Source organism: Lascolabacillus massiliensis, assembly GCF_001282625.1.
Classification (GTDB): domain Bacteria; phylum Bacteroidota; class Bacteroidia; order Bacteroidales; family Dysgonomonadaceae; genus Proteiniphilum; species Proteiniphilum massiliensis.
Window position 1 is genome coordinate 313,203 of the sequence record NZ_CTEJ01000001.1, and the last position, 20,718, is coordinate 333,920.

Consider the following 20,718-nt stretch of genomic DNA (forward strand, 5'->3'; position numbering starts at 1 on the left):
TTAGTACAAGTAATATCATAAATACTGACATTTCAGTTAAATATGGCGACTTTTTTTATTTCACTATGTATCATATATTATTTTTTGATGGCGAGTGTCGTTATTGTAACAGATGGGTTCAATGGGTAGTTGACAGGGATAAAAATCGTTGTTTCAGGTTCGCATCAATACAATCTGAATTTTCAGAGAAAGTATTCAGATACTTAAATATAGAAATTAAAGATTTTAATTCAATTGCAGTATTAATACATACAAATTCAGGATATAAAATCCTTAAAAAATCGGATGCAGTTGCTTTTATTTTTTCTGTTTTGAGACCTGATGCATTATTGTACAAAATTATTAAAGTGCTGCCAAGATCATTTTCTGATGTGGGCTACAATTGTGTTGCGGCAATTCGCAAAAATATTCCGGTAACAGAATGCAGACTCTATAATGAGGAAGAAAAAAAATTATTTTTAGATAATAGTAATTTTACTGAACTGATATTTCGTTTTGGTTATAAAAAATAGTAGTTTTGCACTTTAAAATTTTTTAATGTGAAAGAAGTAATCGTAATCAATGATAAACAGTTTGAGCTTCTGATTGAACAGGAGGTGATTGAGAATGAGATAAAACGAGTGGCCGAAAGGATAAACAAAGAACTTAAAGATAAAAGGCCATTATTTATTGCAGTATTAAACGGTGCCTTTATGTTTGCCGGGGAACTCATGAAGCAGGTAAACATTTTGAGTGAGATTACGTTTGTAAGGTTAGCTTCCTATCATGGGACAACTTCGACTAACGATGTAAAGACTGTATTGGGGCTTAATGAAAGTATCAAAGGCCGGTCTGTAGTAATTGTGGAAGATATTGTTGATAGTGGAAATACTATGGTGTCTTTACTTGAAGAACTAGGGAAATACGAGCCTGAAGAGATACGAATTGCAACTCTTCTTTATAAACCTGCTGCAATGAAACAAAAACTAAATCTTGATTATGTGGCATTGGAAATTCCAAACGATTTTATCGTAGGTTACGGTTTGGATTATAATGGATACGGAAGAAACCTTAAAGATATATACAAAGTAGTCTAAACTATTTTTGAGAAAATTCACACAAAAAGCTGGGCCGTATAAAAAAAATAGCTATTTTTGCAATCAAAGCAGTCGTGTAACTAATATAATGAAGCAGATAAAAATTATTCACAATGGACAAAGATGAAGTAAAAAAATCACCGAAGGCGAATTTGGAAAAGCATAGGAGTACATTTATCCTTATTGGATTGGTATTTGCTGTAGCAGTTCTTTTCTTCGCTTTTGAATGGACTTCAGCAACAGAGAAAGTCGACGAGGCCATTATTGTTCAAGATATTTTGGCCGAGGAAGAAATTGAAATTACCCGTCGTGATGCTGAACCTCCACCACCACCGCCACCACCAATTGAGGAAACACCAGAAATTATCCAGGTTGTTGAAGAGGAAGTACAAACTAAATTTGAAATTCAAGTTGAGGATGATCAATCACAACGACAAATGCAAACATATGTACCACCTCCACCACCACAGCCAAAACAAGAAGAGGTAACTGAAGAAATCTTTGTGGTTGTAGAGGAACAACCTGAATACCCCGGTGGAAACGCTGCTATGATGCAATTTCTTAGTGATAATATAAGATACCCGGTTATTGCTCAAGAAAATGGTATTCAAGGTAGAGTTATTTGTAACTTTGTGGTAGAAAGAGATGGTAGTATTACAGACGTTCAAGTAGTAAGAGGAGTAGATCCTTCACTAGACAGAGAAGCTGTTCGTGTAATACAACAGATGCCACGCTGGAAACCAGGAAAACAGAGAGGACAGGCAGTACGTGTTCGTTTCACACTTCCCGTTGTTTTCAGACTACAGAATTAATATCAATAATTAAAAAGCTTAAGAAGCTGCTTTTCATAAACAGAAAGCAGCTTTTTTTTTAGAAAAAATGAATGTATAATTATCCATCTTATGATTCATAAAGTAGCTTTACTAAGAGAAAAGATAGATAGAGAACTCTCAATGGTTATGAAAAGTGTTCAACCGGAATCACTTTTCGAACCGCCAAGATATGTCTTTTCATTAGGTGGTAAACGAATAAGGCCGGTGTTGACATTGATGGCAGTTGAGTTATTTAATAAGAATATTGATATAGCTCTGAATGCTGCTTTGGCTATTGAAATATTTCATAATTTCTCGCTTCTGCATGATGATCTTATGGATAATGCTGACATAAGAAGAGGAAATCCAACAGTTCATAAAAAATGGAATGCTAATACTGCTATTTTATCAGGAGATGCAATGGTAATTGAAGCATATAAGTATATTGCAAAAGTACCAACTCAACACTTGTCAGAAGTATTAGATTTGTTTTCAGACACAGCTATGGATATCTGTGTAGGTCAACAATATGATATGGATTTTGAAAAACGCAATGACGTGAAAGAAGCAGAGTATTTAGAGATGATACTTAAAAAGACTGCTGTACTTATAGGATGTTCCTTAAAAATGGGAGCAATCTTATCCGATGCAGATAAAAGCGATGCAGAGGCACTTTATCAGTTTGGAATAAATCTCGGACTCGCTTTTCAGCTCAAAGATGATCTGTTAGATGTATATGGCGATCCAAAAAGATTTGGTAAAAATATTGGAGGGGATATAATAAGCAATAAAAAGACATATTTACTTATTAAAGCATTAAGAAACTCAAATCCGGGTCAACGAGATGAACTAGATAAATGGATTACAATTAAAGAATTTGATCCAAATGAGAAGATAGAGGCTGTTAAAAAAATATACGATGAATTAAATCTGAAAGTAATATCAGAAAATCTAATAGAAAAGTATTATCTTGCATCTTTGGAAAACCTGTCTTCTGTAAGTGTGTCAAGTGACCGCAAAAGAGAATTAATTGAACTTTCAGAAAACTTAATGTACAGAGACAGTTAGGATTTTTATAAATAAAAATTTAAATGCCTTATAGAAGATTACCAAATACTGATGCTGCACGCATAAAAGCGTTGAAAACTGCAATAGAAAAAGCTGAAACAACTGATTTTCAGGAATTGCAGATTTCAACAAAAGTTTTACATTCTGCTAAAGTAGTATTAGCTCATTTTGAGGGTTTATGTGCTCGTTATCGACAACTATTTGAAATCCAAGTTAAAGCCAATAAGTCATTTACTGGAAAAGTTAGGAATGCAAGAATGTATATATCTCATTTTGTGCAGGTTTTGTATATGTCAGTTTTGCGTGAAGAAATAAAAGAAAAACAATTAGAATTTTATGGTCTTGAGAATTTAAACCAAGTAGTTCCTGACTTATCTTCTAATGATCAATTGGTGGAATGGGGACAAAAAATTATAAATGGTGAAAATAAACGAATCTCTCTGGGAGGGGTACCAATATACAATCCATCAATAGCAAAAGTTAGTGTAATGTACTCTCTTTTTAAAGAGGGTTATCAAACTCAGAAATTGCATCAAAAAGCTACACAGAGAGTAATGGATGAGGTGGCAAAATATCGTGAAACAGTAGACAAGGTTATTTTTGAAATATGGGAAGAAGTGGAAAAAAGTAGCAACAATATCCCTGTTGACCAAAGAATAGAAAGAAACCGTGAATATGGTGTAGTATATTACTATAGAAAAGGAGAGATCAGTTGATGGGAATTATTGATACACACGCTCATCTGTTTTCTGCAGATTTTGATAATGATTTAGTTGATATTATTAACCGTGCCAAAAAAGTAGGGGTTGAAAAAGTGCTTCTACCCAATATTGATGAAACTACAATTGAGATATTAAAAAAATGTGTCGCTGAAGACTCTGATTTTTTAATACCAATGATGGGACTACATCCGACAAGTATCAAAGAAAATTTTAGAAATCAACTCGAACATATTTATAATGAGCTGAATAACTCTAAATATTGTGCAATAGGAGAGATTGGAATTGATCTTTATTGGGATAAATCACTTCAAAATGAACAAATTTTAGCATTTGAAGAGCAGTTGAAGTGGAGTGCAGAAATGGATTTGCCAGTATCAATCCATTTTAGAGATGCTACAAAAGAAGTGATATCAAGTATCAAGAGAGTAGGAGAGACTAATTTAAGAGGTGTTTTTCATAGTTTTGGAGGCAACAAAGATGAATTAGAGTACATATTACGTTTAAAGAACTTTATGATAGGAGTTAATGGAGTAGTGACATTTAAAAACTCGGGTTTAAAAGATACACTATTTAACTGCCCTGCAGAACGTGTAGTAATGGAAACAGATTCTCCATATCTAGCACCTGTACCTTATAGAGGTAAACGGAATGAGTCATCATATATTAGATATATTCTAAGGGAGTTATCAGAAATATGGAAAATAACAGAAGAAGAGGTGTCAAATATTACTAGTGTTAATGCTAAAAATATATTTGGACTTGAATTAAATAGCTAAATTGAACTCAATCATTCAAATATTTTCGAATTGAAGTAGCTTATAATTGATAAATTCCTTAAATTTGCTTCTTGAATTGAGCAGGAATGAAATATTTTTTGTAATTTGCACCCCGTTTCCGGGAAGTCCCTCTTTTGGAGAGATGCTCGAGTGGTTGAAGAGGCACGCCTGGAAAGCGTGTATACGCCAAAAGTGTATCGCGGGTTCGAATCCCGCTCTCTCCGCGTAGTTAAATAGGAAAGTCGAAGGAAGAAAGATATACAAAACATTATATACTGAAAAAAATTTAAATCATTTATAAACAAACAAATTTAGATCATTAATCAACAAAATTGAACACACAATGAAAAAGTTATTTGCAATTTTAGCAATCTTCGGAATGATGTCTGTAGGATTGTCTTCGGTTCTTTTCGCACAAGAAACCACTCCTGAAGAACAAACAGAACAAGTAGCCACATCTCAGGCTCAAGTTCAAGAGGTTACCGGTGGTATGCACCAAGCACTAAAAACTAAATTTATTGAAGGTGGTGCTGGTTTTATGAGTGCAATCGCTATCTGTTTGATACTTGGTCTGGCTTTCAGTTTAGAAAGAATTATTTACCTAAGTTTAGCTGACGTTGATCCAGACGCATTCCTAAATAAAGTAGGTGATACATTAGACAGAGGTGATGTTGAAGCAGCAAAAGACATAGCTAGAAATACTAGAGGACCAATTGCTTCAATTGTTTACCAGGGTCTATTAAGACTAGATCAGGGACCTGAAGAAGTAGAGAGATCAATTGTATCATACGGAGGTGTACAATCAGGATTACTTGAGAGAAATCTTTCTTGGATTACTTTGTTTATCGGTATCGCTCCTTCACTTGGATTCTTGGGTACAGTAATTGGTATGGTTATTGCTTTTGATAACATCCAAAGAGCTGGTGATATGAGTCCAACAATTGTTGCCGGAGGTATGAAAGTGGCTCTTATTACTACTGTAGGTGGTTTGATCGTTGCTATTATCCTTCAGATTATTTACAACTATATCCTATCTAAAATGGAAGGTATTCTTAATAAAATGGAAGACGCTTCAATCACATTCCTAGATCAGGTTATAAAATATAACGTTAAATACAAAAATTTGTAATAAAATGGCTGTAACTAAAATTCACAGAACATCCAGACTTACCCTGATTACAACAATAATAGTATCACTTATTGTATTAGGGCTGTTCTTCTTTGGCGGACAAGCTCCCGAACATGAGAAGATTGGTGCTGATTTGGCACAGCCTGCTTTTACAGATATTCTTTTGTACTGGATGTATGCACTTCTGGTTATAACCATAGTAGTGCTAATTGCTTTTTCAATCGTTGATTTTGCCAGAGGGTTAAAAGAAAATCCAAAGAAAGCATTGAGTGGACTCTATGCAATTTTGGCCCTAGCTGCACTTTTTATCGGTTCTTATGTTATTGGTGATGGTACATTACTTTCAATACCAGGTTACGAAGGAACCGACAACGTGCCATCAGTACTTAAAATGACTGATATGTGGCTATACTCGATGTATTTCATGCTGGTAATTACTATATTGGCTATTTTTATTATGCCATTTGTAACTAGGAAGAAATAGTTTTGTAAAATAAAAAAGATTCTTTATAAGAATCAGTTTAAAAAGGTTTAAATATGCCAAAAACAAATAGAAAAGTTCCGGCTTTAAATGCCAGTTCTATGGCTGACGTTTCTTTCCTGTTACTATGTTACTTTTTGATGGTATCAAGTATGGATGTCGATTCAGGTTTGGCTCGACGTTTACCACCACCACCACAAAATGAACAAGAGCAGTCTTCGGTAGATGTTCAGCGTAGAAATTTGTTAGTTGTTCTGGTAAACTCTAAAAACGAGATTTTAGTCCAGGACCAACAAGGAACTGTAATGTATGCTAACGAAAGTGAATTGCAAGGGGGATCAGGAAATATTGCAATGAAAGATGTGGTTAAAGAATTCGTTTTAAATACTTCAAATAGCCCTGATTTACCTCAGCTAATTGAAGAAGATTTCGGTCCACCTATTGGAACTGTGCCTGTAACCTCAAATCACGTAATATCTATACAGAATGATGCTACTACGAGATACAGTGCATATATAGCTGTTCAAAATGAGGTTGTTAGAGCATATAATGAACTTCGAAATGAAGGAGCCAGAAGATATTTTGGTACTTCATATGAAGAATTGACCGTAGATCAAAAGAAACAGATCGATGATCTATATCCTCAACGTATTTCTGAAGCTGAACCTAAAAATTATGGAGGAGAACAATAGTTATGGGAAAATTTAATAAAAGTGGAAAAAAAGAAGTACCTGCAATGAATACTTCATCTATGCCTGATATAGTTTTCGCAGTTCTCTTTTTCTTCATTATAACTACAACTTTACGTTCTGAAACTTTGATGGTGAGAATGAAACTTCCTACTGCATCAGAAGTACAGAAACTAGAAAAGAAATCTTTAGTGACCTATATTAATATTGGTCCTCCATTAGATGCAAGGCTAGGAACTGGAACACAGATGCAGTTGAATGACAGATTTGCTCAGGTTGCAGATATTCAGAACTATATTGCTCAGGAAAAAGCGAGTATGAATGAAGCTGATCAGCCTTTAATGACTGTTTCAATAAAAGCAGATGAAAATACTCGTATGCAGTATATTACTGATGTAAAACAAGCTTTAAGAAAGGCTTATGCATTAAAAATAAGCTATTCCGCACGAAAAGGCGAGAACTAGTATTGTTTAAGTATCATTAGAAAAAACCGGATTCAATCAATGGATCCGGTTTTTTTAATAGTATTTAAATAATAGTTATATAACTTTTATGATTAAGTTTTAGGATTATTTTCTTTTATCCAAGTTATTATATTTGCAGGTGGTCGTTGGGCAAGCAACTCATTTTTCATATAATCCATATACGGCATAACATGTTTAAAGAATTTATAATATCCTTTACATAAATAGTTTAACCCTTTATTTCCATATTTATCTTTTATAAATCTGTTTTTAGGACACTCGCCGTAACAGGCAAAAAGCACATCACATTCACGACATTGTTGAGGTAATTTATCAAACTTATCATTTCCGAATGTTTGTTGTTTATTTGAATACATCATGGAAGTTAGAGTATCATCATAAATATTACCCAATTTATATTCAGGGAAAACAAAATGATCGCATGAATATACATCACCATTAAATTCCATAACTCCTGCATGACCGCATGTTTTTGCCATTGTACATACTCCAGGGTTTTCTCCAACCCAATTAGCTAAAGTAGAGTCAAATATCTGTACAAATATTTTTCCAACATCTTCCTTTACCCATTCATCAAAGATTGAACAAAGAAAATCGCCCCATTTATCTGCATTCACAGTAAAAGGAGCTAATTCAGCTTCGTGGTCATCCTCTTTTGCAGTAGCAAGTTTTAATAGAGAAATATTTTCAGTAGGTTCTTGTATTCTAAGTCGCTCTACAATTGGTGTGAATTGAATATATTTACAATCAATATCTTTAAAAAAGTTATAGAATTCAAGTGGATAATCTACATTGTAATCATTTACTACAGCCATACAATTGAACTCAACTCCATGTTTTTTTAGCAATTCAATACCTTTCATAACCCTATGAAAAGAAGGGCGTCCCATTTTATCTCGTCTATATTCATCATGAAAATCCTTTGGCCCATCAATAGATATACCAACTAAAAAATTGTTTTCTTTGAAAAATTTGCACCAATCATCGTTTAGGAGAGTACCATTTGTTTGTATTGAATTATCTATATTTCTTCCATTCGCATATTTTTTTTGTAATTCTATAGCCTTTTTATAAAATGATATTGGCCTCATCAATGTTTCTCCTCCATGCCATGTAAACATAATATCCGGCATTGTTTGAGAATCAATATATTGCTTAATGAACCGTTCTAGTAAATTTTCACTCATTACTTGATTTCTATTATTATAAAGATTCTCTTTTTCAAGATAATAGCAATAATCACAATTTAAATTACACTTGGAGCCTACTGGCTTCAGCATTACATAAAGTGGTCTGGCAAAAGGAGCAAATGTTGACATATCGATTTTTTTTATAGTACAAAGATAAACAAATCATATAGATGAGTGTTTTTACTACTTATGAATTTAAAAATTAAAGAATAAAATAACACAATTAATAAACAATTTAAATATGAACAACAAAAAGAATTTATTAAATATCGGGTGGTTAATTCTAAGAGTAGGATTAGGTATAACAATATTCCTACATGGTCTGCCAAAAATAACGGGTGGTCCTGATACATGGACAATGGTAGGTAGTACAATGTCAAATTTTGGAATTGATTCAGGTCATACATTCTGGGGTTTTATAGCTGCAATTTCTGAAACTGTAGGAGGATTGTTATTTGCACTTGGATTATTTTTTAGGCCAGCAGCTATAATGTTAGCAGGAACAATGTTAGTAGCTTTAATCACACATCTTTTTAATGGAGATAATTTTATGGGTTATGGTCATGCTTTAGATCTATTAATTGTATTTGCAGGATCAATATTTATAGGTGCAGGTAAATACTCTGTAGATGCGAAATTATTCCCTAAAATAGCATAAATAGTATTTTTTCAATTATTTGATTTAATAAAAAATCCCCCTTCAGCATTGTTTCGCAGAAGGGGGATTTCTGTTTTTTCAAATATTCTAGGTTTTCTATATTCTTCTAAATTTTGTAATTAATAGGAGCAATTATTAATAACTAGAACAAATTTTGACTGGTATTTATAATAATGGTCTTACTGGTATTCAATGTTTATATAAAAAAAGAGGGTAAGCTTACTATATCGCGCCGCTACAACCAAATACCCTTGCTTCGGTCAAGACCTGGGGGATTCAATGGGAGCTGGCCGTATAGGACTTACCCAACTGCAAAGATAAGACATTTTTCTACAGAAACAAAAGAGAGAATAGATTTTTGCTATTCAAGTCATTTTTTTATCTTTGTGACACTATTATAACTTTAACTTTGAAAAATTCTTTCAATCAAAATATTATAAAATAATGACGATAGTAGATAGGTTTATAAAATATGCTCGTATTGATACTCAATCCGATGAGAACAGTACGCAGACACCAAGTACACAAAAACAATTTAATCTTGCAAAAGAGGTAGAGAAAGAAGCTCTTGAGATGGGACTTGTGGATGTTAGTCTAGATAATAATTGCTACTTTATGGCTACCCTGCCTTCAAATACAAATAAGAAGGTACCTGTAATAGGGTTTATATCACATTTTGATACTAGTCCCGACATGAGTGGAAACAATGTAAATCCACGAATAGTAAAAAATTATGATGGAAAAGATATAGTATTGAATGAAACCAATAATGTAGTTCTTTCACCAAATGATTTCCCCGAACTGTTGTCTCATAAAGGGGAAGATATAATTGTAACAGATGGTACAACATTATTAGGAGCAGATGATAAAGCTGGTATAGCTGAAATAATGAGTGCGATGCAGTACCTTATAGATCATCCAGAAATTGAACATGGTAAAATAAGGATAGCATTTACCCCTGATGAGGAAATAGGTAGAGGAGCTGATAAATTTGATGTAGAGAAATTCGGTGCTGATTGGGCATACACTATGGATGGGAGTGAAGTAGGAGAACTTGAATATGAAAACTTTAATGCCGCATCAGCCAAAATAGAAATACAAGGACGAAATGTTCATCCCGGTTATGCAAAAAATAAAATGATAAATGCACTTCATGTTGCAAATGAACTGATTTCACTACTACCTAAAGAACAAAGGCCAGAACATACTGAAGGGTATGAAGGTTTTTTCCATCTTATTTCATTGAGTGGAACAGTTGAAGAAGCTAATCTGTCTTTTATTATTCGCGATCATGATAGGAATAAGTTTGAGGATCGTAAAGAATTGTTGATACACTCTGTTGATATATTAAATAAACTGTATGATAACAGACTTAAACTTACTCTCAAAGATCAGTATTATAATATGAGAGAGAAAGTAGAACCAGTTATGCATATAGTCAATTATGCTTATCGAGCAATGGAGGAGTTAGGAATCAAACCTAATGTAAAACCTATACGCGGAGGTACAGACGGTTCACGACTCTCATTTATGGGGTTACCATGTCCAAACATTTTTGCAGGTGGTATGAATTTCCATGGCAAATATGAGTATTTACCTATTCCTTCTATGGAGAAAGCATCTAAGGTTGTTGTAAAAATTGCCGAACTGGTAGCTAGAGATGCATAAATATAGACTCAGTTATTTGTATAATTAATTAACTTACTAAATAAACAATAAACAGGTATGAAGCAGACACCATTTACAGATTTACATATTAAATTAGGAGCTAAAATGCATGAATTTGCAGGATATAATATGCCAATTGAATACTCAGGTATAATAGATGAACATCAAACTGTAGTAAATTCTGTTGGGGTGTTTGACGTCTCTCATATGGGTGAATTTTGGGTGAAAGGTCCCAAAGCAGTTGAGTTTTTACAGAGAGTAACAAGTAATGATGTAACTAAACTTCAATTGGGTAAAGCGCAATATACTTGCTTTGTAAATGAAAACGGAGGAATTGTTGATGATTTCATAGTATACTATTACGAACCGGAAAAATATCTAATGGTTGTTAATGCAGCAAACATAGAAAAAGACTGGGAATGGTGTGTGAAATGGAACACAATGGGTGCTGAACTTGAAAATGCTTCCGATCACATGGCCCAATTAGCTGTTCAGGGTCCAAATGCAAAGGCTACATTGCAAAAGTTGACAGAAGAAAACCTTTCGGATATACCTTTTTATGAATTCACAACATCAAAATTTGCTGGTGTAGATAATGTTATCATTTCAAATACAGGTTACACTGGTGCCGGTGGTTTTGAACTATATTTTTATCCGGAAAATGGCATTAAAATATGGGACGCTATATTTGAAGCAGGAAAGGAGTACGGGGTAAAACCTATAGGGTTAGGTGCACGCGATACTCTACGTTTAGAGATGGGATATTGTCTTTATGGTAATGATCTTGATGATACAACAACACCTTTACAAGCAGGCTTAGGCTGGATTACTAAATTTGCTGATAATAAGCCATTTATTGGCAGGGAAGTACTTGAAAAAGAAAAATATGAAGGAGTATCGCGTAAATTGTGCTGTTTTGAATTGATTGATAAAGGTATCCCAAGACATGGTTACGAAATCGCTAATGAAGATGGAGAGATTATTGGTAATGTTACTTCAGGTACAATGTCCCCTATATTAAAGAAAGGTATTGGCATGGGTTATGTAAAACCTGATTACGCAAAATCAGATAATGAGATATATGTCAAGGTACGTAATAGGAATTTAAAGGCTGTAATAGTTAAACCCCCTTTTAGAAAATAATAAACATACTTGCAACTCTCCTGTCTTTATGGCAAATAAAGCTAGAATAGCTAAGAATGTCTTCTTTATTGTTGGTGCACTGACACTAGGAATAATGATCTATAAAATAGGTGTTGACAATATCTGGCACGATATAAAACAGACCGGTTGGTGGTACATACCTATTTTCTCAATGTGGGTTGTGGTATATCTATTAAACACATTATCGTTTTATATTATACTGAATGATGGAAGTCAAGAATCTAAGAAAATTAGTTTTATAAGACTTTTTAAGCTTACTATTAGTGGTTTTGCTATAAACTATATAACTCCATTTGGATTAATGGGAGGAGAGCCTTATAAGATAATAGAGTTAAAAGAGGATTTAGGTATACAGAAAGCTACTTCGTCAGTATTGTTATCCACGATGATGCATTTTGTGTCTCATTTCTTGTTCTGGGTAGTCACAATACCTATGTTGTTTTTTTTAGTTCCTGTAATATCTGATTCAATTGAAATAGGATTAATTATATCTGGTGGTACAGCATTCTTACTCCTTTTGTGGGCTTATAGAGTATACACAAAAGGAGGTGTCAACAGAGCATTAATAATTACAAGCAGACTTCCATTTATAGGAAAGAAAATTAAGAATCTGAAGGTAAAGCATCAGGAGAAAATAGATCAGATGGACGTTCTGATAGCCGATCTATACAAGAACAGGAAAAAGGACTTTATAGCATCTCTATCAATTGAGTTTTTATCCCGCTTCTTTATATGTTTTGAGATATTACTTATGATGCAAGCTATCAAGGCTCCTGTTACCATTGTTCAGAGTGTACTGGTTGAATCAATACAGTCTTTGATCTCAAATTTATTTTTCTTTATGCCCATGCAGATGGGAGCACGTGAAGGTGGTTTTGTAATTATATATGGAATTCTTTCAATGCCTGTTGCATATGGTGTTTTTGTGAGTCTAAGTAAAAGAATCAGAGAACTATTCTGGACATTAGTTGGTATATTGTTGATAAAAGCAGAAAAGCATTAATTATTTTGCAAAGGTCTAAAATAATTAATGCTTTTGGATATAACTGTTATAAAAACGATCCTAGTTAATAGTTGGATAAATCTCTTTTTTTCCAGCCAGAAGTGTATTTCTTAATAAGGAAACAATGGTCATTGGACCTACTCCCCCTGGTACAGGTGTAATATAAGAACACTTAGGTGCTACTTCATCAAATTTAACATCACCTTTAAGTCTGAAACCGGATTTCGTTTCATTACTTGGCACTCTGGTTGTACCAACATCTATAACTACTGCACCCTCTTTTACCATATCACCTGTAAGGAACTCCGGAACACCCAATGCAGCAATAATAATATCGGCTTCGAGACAGATCTCTTTGATGTTTTTTGTTCTGCTGTGACAAATGGTTACGGTGCAATCTCCAGGATAAGACTTTTGTAGCATAAGCATTGAAACAGGTTTTCCTACGATATTACTTCTTCCCAGTACTACGCAGTGTTTACCTTTTGTTTCAATATCATATCTTTTAAGCAATTCCAATATACCTGAAGGAGTAGCGGACAGAAAGCAAGGCATTCCAAGAGATAAACGTCCAACATTTACCGGATGAAAACCATCAACATCTTTACGATAGTCAATGGCTTCAGTAATTTTTATTTCAGAAATATGATCGGGTAGAGGTAATTGAACTATAAATCCATCTATATCTTCATCTTTGTTTAGTCTGTCCACACAAGCAAGTAATTCCTCTTCTGTTACATCATCCTCGTACCTGATAAGAGTTGATTTAAATCCCACCTGTTGGCAAGCCTTTACCTTATTGGCTACATAAGTTTCGCTTCCACCATCATGACCAACCAATACTGCGGCAAGGTGTGGAGTCTTTCCTCCTGCTGCTTTTATCTTTAATACCTCCTCTGCGATCTCACTTTTTATCTGAGCAGAAACTGCTTTACCGTCTATTAATTTCATATTTAAAGTTATATGTTATCTTCTGCGCATATTCCTCATCATCTGTTTCCCTCCACCTGAGGTCATTTTTCGCATCATTTTACGAGTTTCGTCAAACTGTTTAATCAATCTGTTAACCTCCTGTACATCTGTTCCACTTCCTTTAGCAATACGGGCACGGCGCGATCCGTTAAGTATTTCCGGATTAGTACGCTCTTCTGGTGTCATAGATCGAATAATTGCTTCGATACCTTTAAAAGCATCATCATCAAAATCAAGATCTTTAATCTGTTTACCAACACCGGGTATCATTGATGCCAGGTCTTTCAGGTTACCCATCTTTTTAATCTGCTGAATCTGATTTATGAAGTCATTAAAGTCAAACTGGTTCTTTGCTATTTTTTTCTGCAGACGTCTGGCTTCCTCTTCATCGTATTGTTCCTGAGCTTTCTCTACAAGAGTCACTACGTCTCCCATACCAAGGATACGATCAGCCATACGTTCAGGATGGAATACATCTATTGCATCAAGCTTTTCTCCTGTTCCTACAAATTTTATTGGCTTATCAACTACTGAACGTATAGAAAGGGCAGCACCACCTCGAGTGTCACCATCTAATTTTGTTAGTACAACACCGTTGAAATTAAGTCTATCATTAAACTCTTTTGCAGTATTTACAGCATCCTGACCAGTCATTGCATCCACCACAAATAAAATTTCCTGCGGATTAATTGCATTCTTGATAGATTCAATTTCATCCATCATCTGTTGGTCAATTGCCAAGCGACCTGCAGTGTCTATAATAACAAGATCACGTCCATACTGGCGCGCATATTGTATAGCATTTTTAGCTATTTTGACAGGATTCTTATTATCCTCTTCTGAATATACCGGTACACCAATTTGTTCTCCCAGTACTTTCAACTGCTCAATAGCAGCAGGACGGTATACGTCACCGGCAACAAGTAGAGGACTCTTTCCTCTCTTGCTTTTCAGCATATTTGCAAGTTTACCGGAGAAAGTAGTTTTACCTGATCCTTGTAAACCAGACATAAGGATGACTGCAGGGTTACCTTTAATATTGATGTCTGAAGCTGTGCCACCCATGAGTATTGCTAGCTCATCATGCACAATTTTCACCATCATCTGTTCAGGTTTAACTGCATTTAGGACATCTTGACCTAAAGCTTTCTCCTTAACCTTTTCGGTAAATTCCTTAGCAGTTTTATAATTAACGTCAGCGTCAAGCAGGGCACGGCGAACATCTTTTAGCGTTTCAGCAACGTTTATTTCTGTTATTTTTCCTTGCCCTTTTAATATCTTAAACGACCTTTCTAATCTGTCACTTAAATTTTCAAACATATTGTTCTACAATGATTTGGTTTTATTCTCATCAATTTAAAGTTTTTATGATTAATTCAGATTGATGAAATTTACTACATTCTTTTATATCAACACAAAGATAATGAAAAAGGATTATTTCAGAAAATAATGAGCTTTATACTATTACCTTGTTATATTATGCATTTCATAGATTTAATATATTGATTTAATACGTTTTACAAACCTATTCCAGATATTAGTGAATATTCAAAAGGAAAATGGTATGAATTGTTTAATTTTGTGTTTCAAAAAGAAATATTTATAAAGCCCACAACTATGGCTAAAAAGAGTCAAGGTTCATTACAAAACTATATTTATCTGTCTATTGCTGCAGCCATAGTCACTATTCTGCTTAAATTCTATACATATTACATAACCGGTTCAATGGGTTTCCTTTCTGATGCACTTGAGTCCTTTGTAAACCTTTTTGCAGCAATCTTTGCTCTGATAATGCTGAAATTGTCTCAACAGCCTGCAGATGAAAGACATATGTATGGTCATAGTAAAGCTGAATATTTCTCAAGTGCTATGGAAGGAGCGTTAATCCTTGTTGCCGCTTTTAGTATAATATGGTCAGCAATACCTCGTATTGTAAAACCAACACCACTGGAAAATATTAATGCAGGTTTGCTGTTTTCCCTTATGGCCTCTTTAGTGAATTTGGTTGTGGGACAAATATTGATAAGAAATGGTAAATCGAAGAAATCCTTAGTACTTGAAGCAGACGGAAGACATTTAATGACTGATGTTTGGACTTCTGTTGGTGTTATTGTAGGAATTATAGTTGTTAAGTTTACAGATTGGCTTATTATTGACCCGATAATAGCAATCATAGTTGCCATTAATATTATTCTTACAGGATACAAACTCATAAGTCGCTCTGCCAGTGGACTTATGGATGTCACTATTCCGGCTGAAGATATGGAGAAAGTAACTAACTATCTAGATTCGCTTAAATCTGAACAAATAGAATATCACTCTTTGCTTACCAGGGCAGCTGGACAAAGAAAGTTTATTACATTACATCTATTAGTGCCGGGAAAATGGACAGTAAAACAGGGACATGATTACGCCGATGAGTTAGAAGAAACAATAGTGAAAATGTTTGACGAGCCAGTCACTGTTATTACACATATTGAACCGGTCGATGACCCTGCATCTATGAAAGATATAGGAATCGACCGGCAACAATTAATATAATTTTATAAGGCAACTGCTGTTCCCATAAGGAATGCTGCAGCAAGTGCTACAATAGCATAAAGTTCAGGGAATACAGCCAGAATCAGAGTGTTTCCGAATGCATCATGACCTTGACCAATTGAAACTACACCATTTGCACAAACTTGCCCCTGACGTATTGCAGAAAGTAATCCTACAAATCCAAGAGCGAGTCCAGATGCCAGAGTAGCCCAAGCCTGAATAGCTGTAATTTCAGGTGTAAGTATATTAAAAATACTCTGAAACATAAAGTATCCGGCAAAACCATATAATCCCTGTGTACCCGGTAATGCGGTTAATACTAAAAAGTTACCGAATTTTCCATCTACTTTTTTTGCTGCTCCGATAGCTGCATTACCCACTATTGTTACCCCATATGCACTTCCGATACCTGCAAGTGCTAACATAATTGCAATTCCTGTATAGGCAATTATTAAATTTGTTTCCATTTAGTTGCTTTTTAATTGTTTATTTATTTTTATTTCTTTATTTATTTCTGAAAGGACTATATTTTACACCTCCACCTGAAAAATCTGAGTTTTTATAAAATTCCACGAAAGTTAGTCTCAACGGATGAACAAAAGCACCCAACGCATTCATGAAAATATTAATTGCATGACCAATAACAAATATCAGAATCGTTACAATTGGACCAATTATTGCATTGTCAGGACTCATTCCTGTAGCTAAGCTAGAAAAAACGCTTGCCAAAATTCCTCCTGATAATCCAAGTGCAAACAATCTGACATATGATAATACGTCTCCTAACAATCCTGTGGCCATGTTATAAGTATCCCACAAAGAGGTGCCAATATTTACAAGTGGATTTTTTCCTGGAGAATTAAAAAATACAATTAAAATTCCGGAAAGAATCATCACAATTTTATGAGCAATTCCCATCATTGGCATTACTGATGGTATTAAGAACGAAACGATAAAGCTCAGTAAAAACAAGAACCATCCAATAGATGAAAGTCCATAAACAAATCCGAACTGCTTAATCCGATTAAATATCATTATAAACTTCCCAAACATAATCTGGATTACCCCTAATACTAATGACAACATAAACATTTGTGAGTTGTCGAAATAGATCAAATTCTTCAGATTCTGAACTGCAGAGTTGTTAATTTCATAAATGCTGATACCGAAAAAACCTCCCTGAAGTAGTCCACACACCATAGTTGAGGCACCTAAAAATTGCACCAGTGTCATTGTTCCTCTAAGTGATTTGGCAATAGAATCTTTCTTTACCAACTTAACCAGAGTTGCAAGTACCAGCAAAAATGCACCATATCCAATATCTCCAAGTGCAAGACCAAAAAATATCATGTAGAAAGGTGCAAAATATGGTGTCAGATCAATCTCATTATAGCTTGGCAGTTCATATAATTCAGCTATAGGCTCAAAAAGCTTGAAAAACTTTTTATTCTTAAATTTGATTGGTACATTATCCTCTGGAACAGGATCAGATTTTTCAAAATAAACACTTTTAGAATACAGATAATTCGAAATCTCCGAATCATTTTCTTCCGGTGCCCATCCCTGTAATAAGATTATTTTGTCATCAGCAACCGGAGTACCACTTATATCAACCTTGTAAAACTGAATTTCAGATTCAAGTCTGTTTATAGCAGCATCAAGTGAAGGTATATTATCAGATAATATTACCAGTTCTTCATCCTGTTGTGAAATCTTATTATTTATAGATATGATTAAATTATTAATTTCTTCAAGTGATATATCAGGCAGCTTTTCTGGTTCCAGACCTAAAAGTTCTGCCATATTTTCATGCTTGCTTAATGTAAGAAAGTAAGTACGTGAAGATTCTGTCTTTACAATAAAGATATCATATAGTTCGTGCCATTCATCTTTAAATTGATTGTTAGGAACGATAAAAAAGTTTATATGGTATCCTTCACTTTTTAATAGTTTTATCTGTTCAGGACTAAAATTACCCCATGGTTTCAAGATGTCCCTCTCTTTTGTAGAAACCATCAGTTGTTGCTTTAGCGACGACTTCCCACTCAATATCTTCTCAACTATTGAGGGGATCTCTCTACCTAATTTTTCATCTGCTTCATTGAATTCTCTTTCAGTTTTTTTTCCTCTTACTCTGCTAAGTATTTTCTTAGCTTCCTCCAGCTGTTTCTTCTCTGAAATAAATTCAAATATCTTATCTTCATTTAACTCACTTTTGTCCTGTTCCACAACATGAATCATACCAAGGTTACGAAGGTCATTCAGGAATTGACTGTAATCCTTATGGTATGTCAAAAACAGATATTTCTTCATTGTTGCTACCATTCGACATCTCCTTTCTCTTTTCTTTTCTCCTGATGAGAGCGCATTATTTTCTGAGATGATTTGGACAGGTTCTCCTCATCTTCCAAATAACGCTTAATTTTCAGTATTGCTTCCCGGTATCCCGGAATCTGAACTTTCTCGAAAAGATTGACTTTTTGTGTAGTCTTCTTACGGGCATACTCAAGACTATTTATCCTTATTGCATGAAAATCGCGACGTATACCAATTTCAGCTAAAGATTGAACAGTTTTGACTCCATCTAAAAACCATTTTGGCCTATTAAACAAGCTAAATGGCTTGATATCAAAATCAACACTTTCAAGAATCGGAATTTCTACACCAGCAATCTTTTTCTTGGAAAGATTTACATCTTTAACACTAATCAGGGTAGAGTCAAACTCCATCCACATACCCATCATTTTATCATAAGATTTTACTTTATCTTCCAGTTCCTTATCAAGTTTTACTAATTCATCCTTGGCCCTCTTAACTTCCATTCTTAGTGCTGTCTCCTTGTTTTGTAACGTGGGTAAAGCGCGTTCACGAATGTTCAGCTGTTTCTCCAACTGCTGACGTGAAGTTTTATTATATTGAAATTTAATAGCCATTATTTTTTCCAGTACCTATCTACTAATTCCTGTTTCATATTTACCTCTGCAGGTCTGAAGTGTTTAGAAAGCAGTTCCCATATCTTATCTAACATTTCAACTGTGTTCAGATTCACATCTATTGCAAGCAGTTCTCTTGAGTAGTCTTTCGCAAATGATAAAGTCCTTAAATCATAATCTGTCAAATCAAAACCATTTTCCAGTTTTGTTTTAGCATTTGCAGCATCTGCATAGAGTCTAACCGCAGCATTCATTACCTGAGGATGGTCATCACGTGTTTTCTTACCCTGAACATTCTGTTTCAACCTTGATAGTGAGCGGAATGGATCTATAACCACCTTACCAACATCACTATCTTGACGTAAGAATAACTGTCCTTCTGTAATATACCCCGTGTTGTCAGGCACAGCATGTGTTATATCACCTCCTGATAAAGTGGTTACTGCTACAATAGTTATTGAACCACCAGATGGGAATTGAGCCGCTTTCTCATATATCTTTGCAAGATCTGAATATAAAGAACCCGGCATTGAGTCTTTTGAAGGTATTTGATCCATACGGTTCGATACGATAGATAGCGCATCAGCATATGAAGTCATATCAGTTAAAAGCACAAGCACCTTCTCATTTTTGTCAACCGCAAAATATTCAGCTGCTGTCAAAGCCATATCTGGCACTAGCAAGCGTTCAACCGCAGGATCTTCAGTTGTATTCATGAATGATATGATTCGATCCAACGCACCGGCACTGCTAAATACATTTTTAAAGTATAGGTAATCATCATTAGTCATACCCATACCTCCTAATATAATTTTATCTGTCTCAGCTCTTAAAGCCACTGTTGCCATAACCTGATTAAAAGGTTGGTCAGGATCGGCAAAAAATGGAATTTTTTGTCCAGACACCAATGTGTTATTCAGGTCGATTCCCGCAATCCCAGTAGCAATAAGTTCCGATGGCTGTTTCCTTCTTACAGGGTTAACTGACGGTCCGCCAATCGCTCTTTCCTCACCTTCAGGTTCAGGACCTCCATCAATAGGTTCACCGTAAGCATTAAAGAAACGGCCTGCCAGCTGATCACTTACCTTCAATGAGGGTGCTTTCCCCATGAAAATAACCTCTGCATTTGTAGGAATTCCTTCTGTACCTTCAAAAATCTGCAGAGTAACTTCATCATCAATTATTTTAACCACCTGAGCCAGTTTTCCCTCAACCGTAGCAAGTTCATCATAACCAACGCCAGTTGCTTTTACAGTACAGGTTGCCTTTGTAATTTGTGTAATTTTTGTATATATTTTCTGAAATGCTTTTGCCATAATTCATTTATTTTCCTTTATCCTGTTTACTGAAA

Annotated in this window: 22 protein-coding genes and 1 tRNA gene; 16 read left to right on the top strand and 7 right to left on the bottom strand. The window is 34.6% G+C overall.

Annotated features, from left to right (window positions below; genetic code table 11):
• The first annotated feature begins 65 nt into the window (after positions 1 to 65).
• The 11 genes from BN1354_RS01280 (at position 66) to BN1354_RS01330 (ending at position 7,217) form a co-directional block, all read left to right on the top strand.
• The gene (locus BN1354_RS01280) at positions 66 to 512 is read left to right on the top strand and encodes a thiol-disulfide oxidoreductase DCC family protein (RefSeq protein WP_045090067.1); all 447 of its coding nucleotides are present in this window, start codon (positions 66 to 68) and stop codon (positions 510 to 512) included.
• Between the two features lie 27 nt (positions 513 to 539).
• Positions 540 to 1,076, top strand: a complete 537-nt coding sequence (hpt, locus tag BN1354_RS01285) for a hypoxanthine phosphoribosyltransferase (RefSeq protein WP_045090066.1) — start codon at positions 540 to 542, stop codon at positions 1,074 to 1,076.
• A 113-nt stretch (positions 1,077 to 1,189) separates the two neighbouring features.
• The gene (locus BN1354_RS01290; RefSeq protein WP_053826005.1) at positions 1,190 to 1,888 is read left to right on the top strand and encodes an energy transducer TonB; all 699 of its coding nucleotides are present in this window, start codon (positions 1,190 to 1,192) and stop codon (positions 1,886 to 1,888) included.
• Between the two features lie 93 nt (positions 1,889 to 1,981).
• On the top strand, positions 1,982 to 2,956 hold the full coding sequence (locus tag BN1354_RS01295; RefSeq protein WP_394331722.1) for a polyprenyl synthetase family protein: 975 nt from the start codon (positions 1,982 to 1,984) through the stop codon (positions 2,954 to 2,956).
• 23 nt (positions 2,957 to 2,979) lie between these two features.
• Entirely contained in the window at positions 2,980 to 3,672 is a 693-nt protein-coding gene (locus tag BN1354_RS01300; RefSeq protein ID WP_045090063.1) for a hypothetical protein, read from the top strand.
• Entirely contained in the window at positions 3,672 to 4,454 is a 783-nt protein-coding gene (locus tag BN1354_RS01305; protein WP_045090062.1) for a TatD family hydrolase, read from the top strand. Before BN1354_RS01300 ends, BN1354_RS01305 begins: the two co-directional genes overlap by 1 nt.
• A 136-nt stretch (positions 4,455 to 4,590) precedes the next feature.
• Positions 4,591 to 4,678: transfer RNA gene (locus BN1354_RS01310), tRNA-Ser, on the top strand.
• Positions 4,679 to 4,797: 119 nt separating this feature from the next.
• On the top strand, positions 4,798 to 5,583 hold the full coding sequence (locus BN1354_RS01315; protein WP_045090061.1) for a MotA/TolQ/ExbB proton channel family protein: 786 nt from the start codon (positions 4,798 to 4,800) through the stop codon (positions 5,581 to 5,583).
• 4 nt (positions 5,584 to 5,587) lie between these two features.
• Complete coding sequence (locus tag BN1354_RS01320) at positions 5,588 to 6,067, top strand: hypothetical protein (RefSeq protein WP_045090060.1); 480 nt, start codon at positions 5,588 to 5,590, stop codon at positions 6,065 to 6,067.
• 53 nt (positions 6,068 to 6,120) lie between these two features.
• Positions 6,121 to 6,756 carry a biopolymer transporter ExbD gene (locus BN1354_RS01325; RefSeq protein WP_045090059.1) on the top strand — a complete coding sequence of 212 codons (636 nt, stop codon included), beginning with the start codon at positions 6,121 to 6,123 and terminating at the stop codon, positions 6,754 to 6,756.
• Between the two features lie 2 nt (positions 6,757 to 6,758).
• A complete protein-coding gene (locus BN1354_RS01330; RefSeq protein ID WP_045090058.1) occupies positions 6,759 to 7,217 on the top strand; it encodes an ExbD/TolR family protein in 459 nt (152 codons plus the stop codon).
• Positions 7,218 to 7,309: 92 nt separating this feature from the next.
• Here the strand turns inward: BN1354_RS01330 and BN1354_RS01335 are convergent, their stop codons facing one another.
• Positions 7,310 to 8,557 (bottom strand): anaerobic sulfatase-maturation protein, encoded by a 1,248-nt coding sequence (locus tag BN1354_RS01335; protein ID WP_053826006.1) that lies wholly within the window; start codon positions 8,555 to 8,557, stop codon positions 7,310 to 7,312.
• Between the two features lie 112 nt (positions 8,558 to 8,669).
• Here BN1354_RS01335 and BN1354_RS01340 point away from each other — a divergent pair, with 112 nt between their 5' ends.
• From BN1354_RS01340 to BN1354_RS01355, 4 genes are all read left to right on the top strand, one after another.
• Positions 8,670 to 9,086, top strand: a complete 417-nt coding sequence (locus BN1354_RS01340; protein WP_053826007.1) for a DoxX family protein — start codon at positions 8,670 to 8,672, stop codon at positions 9,084 to 9,086.
• Positions 9,087 to 9,530: 444 nt separating this feature from the next.
• The gene (gene pepT / locus BN1354_RS01345; protein WP_045090055.1) at positions 9,531 to 10,754 is read left to right on the top strand and encodes a peptidase T; all 1,224 of its coding nucleotides are present in this window, start codon (positions 9,531 to 9,533) and stop codon (positions 10,752 to 10,754) included.
• 57 nt (positions 10,755 to 10,811) lie between these two features.
• Positions 10,812 to 11,897, top strand: a complete 1,086-nt coding sequence (gcvT, locus tag BN1354_RS01350) for a glycine cleavage system aminomethyltransferase GcvT (protein ID WP_045090054.1) — start codon at positions 10,812 to 10,814, stop codon at positions 11,895 to 11,897.
• A 28-nt stretch (positions 11,898 to 11,925) separates the two neighbouring features.
• Positions 11,926 to 12,921, top strand: a complete 996-nt coding sequence (locus tag BN1354_RS01355; protein WP_053826008.1) for a lysylphosphatidylglycerol synthase transmembrane domain-containing protein — start codon at positions 11,926 to 11,928, stop codon at positions 12,919 to 12,921.
• A gap of 60 nt (positions 12,922 to 12,981) precedes the next feature.
• On the opposite strand, the gene folD is transcribed toward BN1354_RS01355, so the two are convergent.
• The gene (gene folD / locus BN1354_RS01360; RefSeq protein ID WP_053826009.1) at positions 12,982 to 13,872 is read right to left on the bottom strand and encodes a bifunctional methylenetetrahydrofolate dehydrogenase/methenyltetrahydrofolate cyclohydrolase FolD; all 891 of its coding nucleotides are present in this window, start codon (positions 13,870 to 13,872) and stop codon (positions 12,982 to 12,984) included.
• A gap of 15 nt (positions 13,873 to 13,887) precedes the next feature.
• Positions 13,888 to 15,213 carry a signal recognition particle protein gene (gene ffh / locus BN1354_RS01365; protein WP_045090051.1) on the bottom strand — a complete coding sequence of 442 codons (1,326 nt, stop codon included), beginning with the start codon at positions 15,211 to 15,213 and terminating at the stop codon, positions 13,888 to 13,890.
• Between the two features lie 297 nt (positions 15,214 to 15,510).
• Here ffh and BN1354_RS01370 point away from each other — a divergent pair, with 297 nt between their 5' ends.
• Positions 15,511 to 16,434 carry a cation diffusion facilitator family transporter gene (locus tag BN1354_RS01370; protein ID WP_045090050.1) on the top strand — a complete coding sequence of 308 codons (924 nt, stop codon included), beginning with the start codon at positions 15,511 to 15,513 and terminating at the stop codon, positions 16,432 to 16,434.
• 2 nt (positions 16,435 to 16,436) lie between these two features.
• Here BN1354_RS01370 and BN1354_RS01375 read toward each other — a convergent pair whose 3' ends face one another.
• Genes BN1354_RS01375 through BN1354_RS01390 form a run of 4 tightly spaced genes read right to left on the bottom strand, consistent with a single transcriptional unit; the run spans position 16,437 to position 20,686 of the window.
• Positions 16,437 to 16,901, bottom strand: coding sequence for an ATP synthase subunit K (locus BN1354_RS01375; protein WP_045090049.1), 465 nt, complete (start codon positions 16,899 to 16,901; stop codon positions 16,437 to 16,439).
• A 37-nt stretch (positions 16,902 to 16,938) separates the two neighbouring features.
• Positions 16,939 to 18,759, bottom strand: a complete 1,821-nt coding sequence (locus BN1354_RS01380; RefSeq protein ID WP_053826010.1) for a V-type ATP synthase subunit I — start codon at positions 18,757 to 18,759, stop codon at positions 16,939 to 16,941.
• A complete protein-coding gene (locus tag BN1354_RS01385) occupies positions 18,753 to 19,367 on the bottom strand; it encodes a V-type ATP synthase subunit D (RefSeq protein WP_045090047.1) in 615 nt (204 codons plus the stop codon). Before BN1354_RS01385 ends, BN1354_RS01380 begins: the two co-directional genes overlap by 7 nt.
• Positions 19,367 to 20,686 carry a V-type ATP synthase subunit B gene (locus BN1354_RS01390; RefSeq protein ID WP_154904805.1) on the bottom strand — a complete coding sequence of 440 codons (1,320 nt, stop codon included), beginning with the start codon at positions 20,684 to 20,686 and terminating at the stop codon, positions 19,367 to 19,369. Before BN1354_RS01390 ends, BN1354_RS01385 begins: the two co-directional genes overlap by 1 nt.
• Between the last annotated feature and the right edge of the window lie 32 nt (positions 20,687 to 20,718).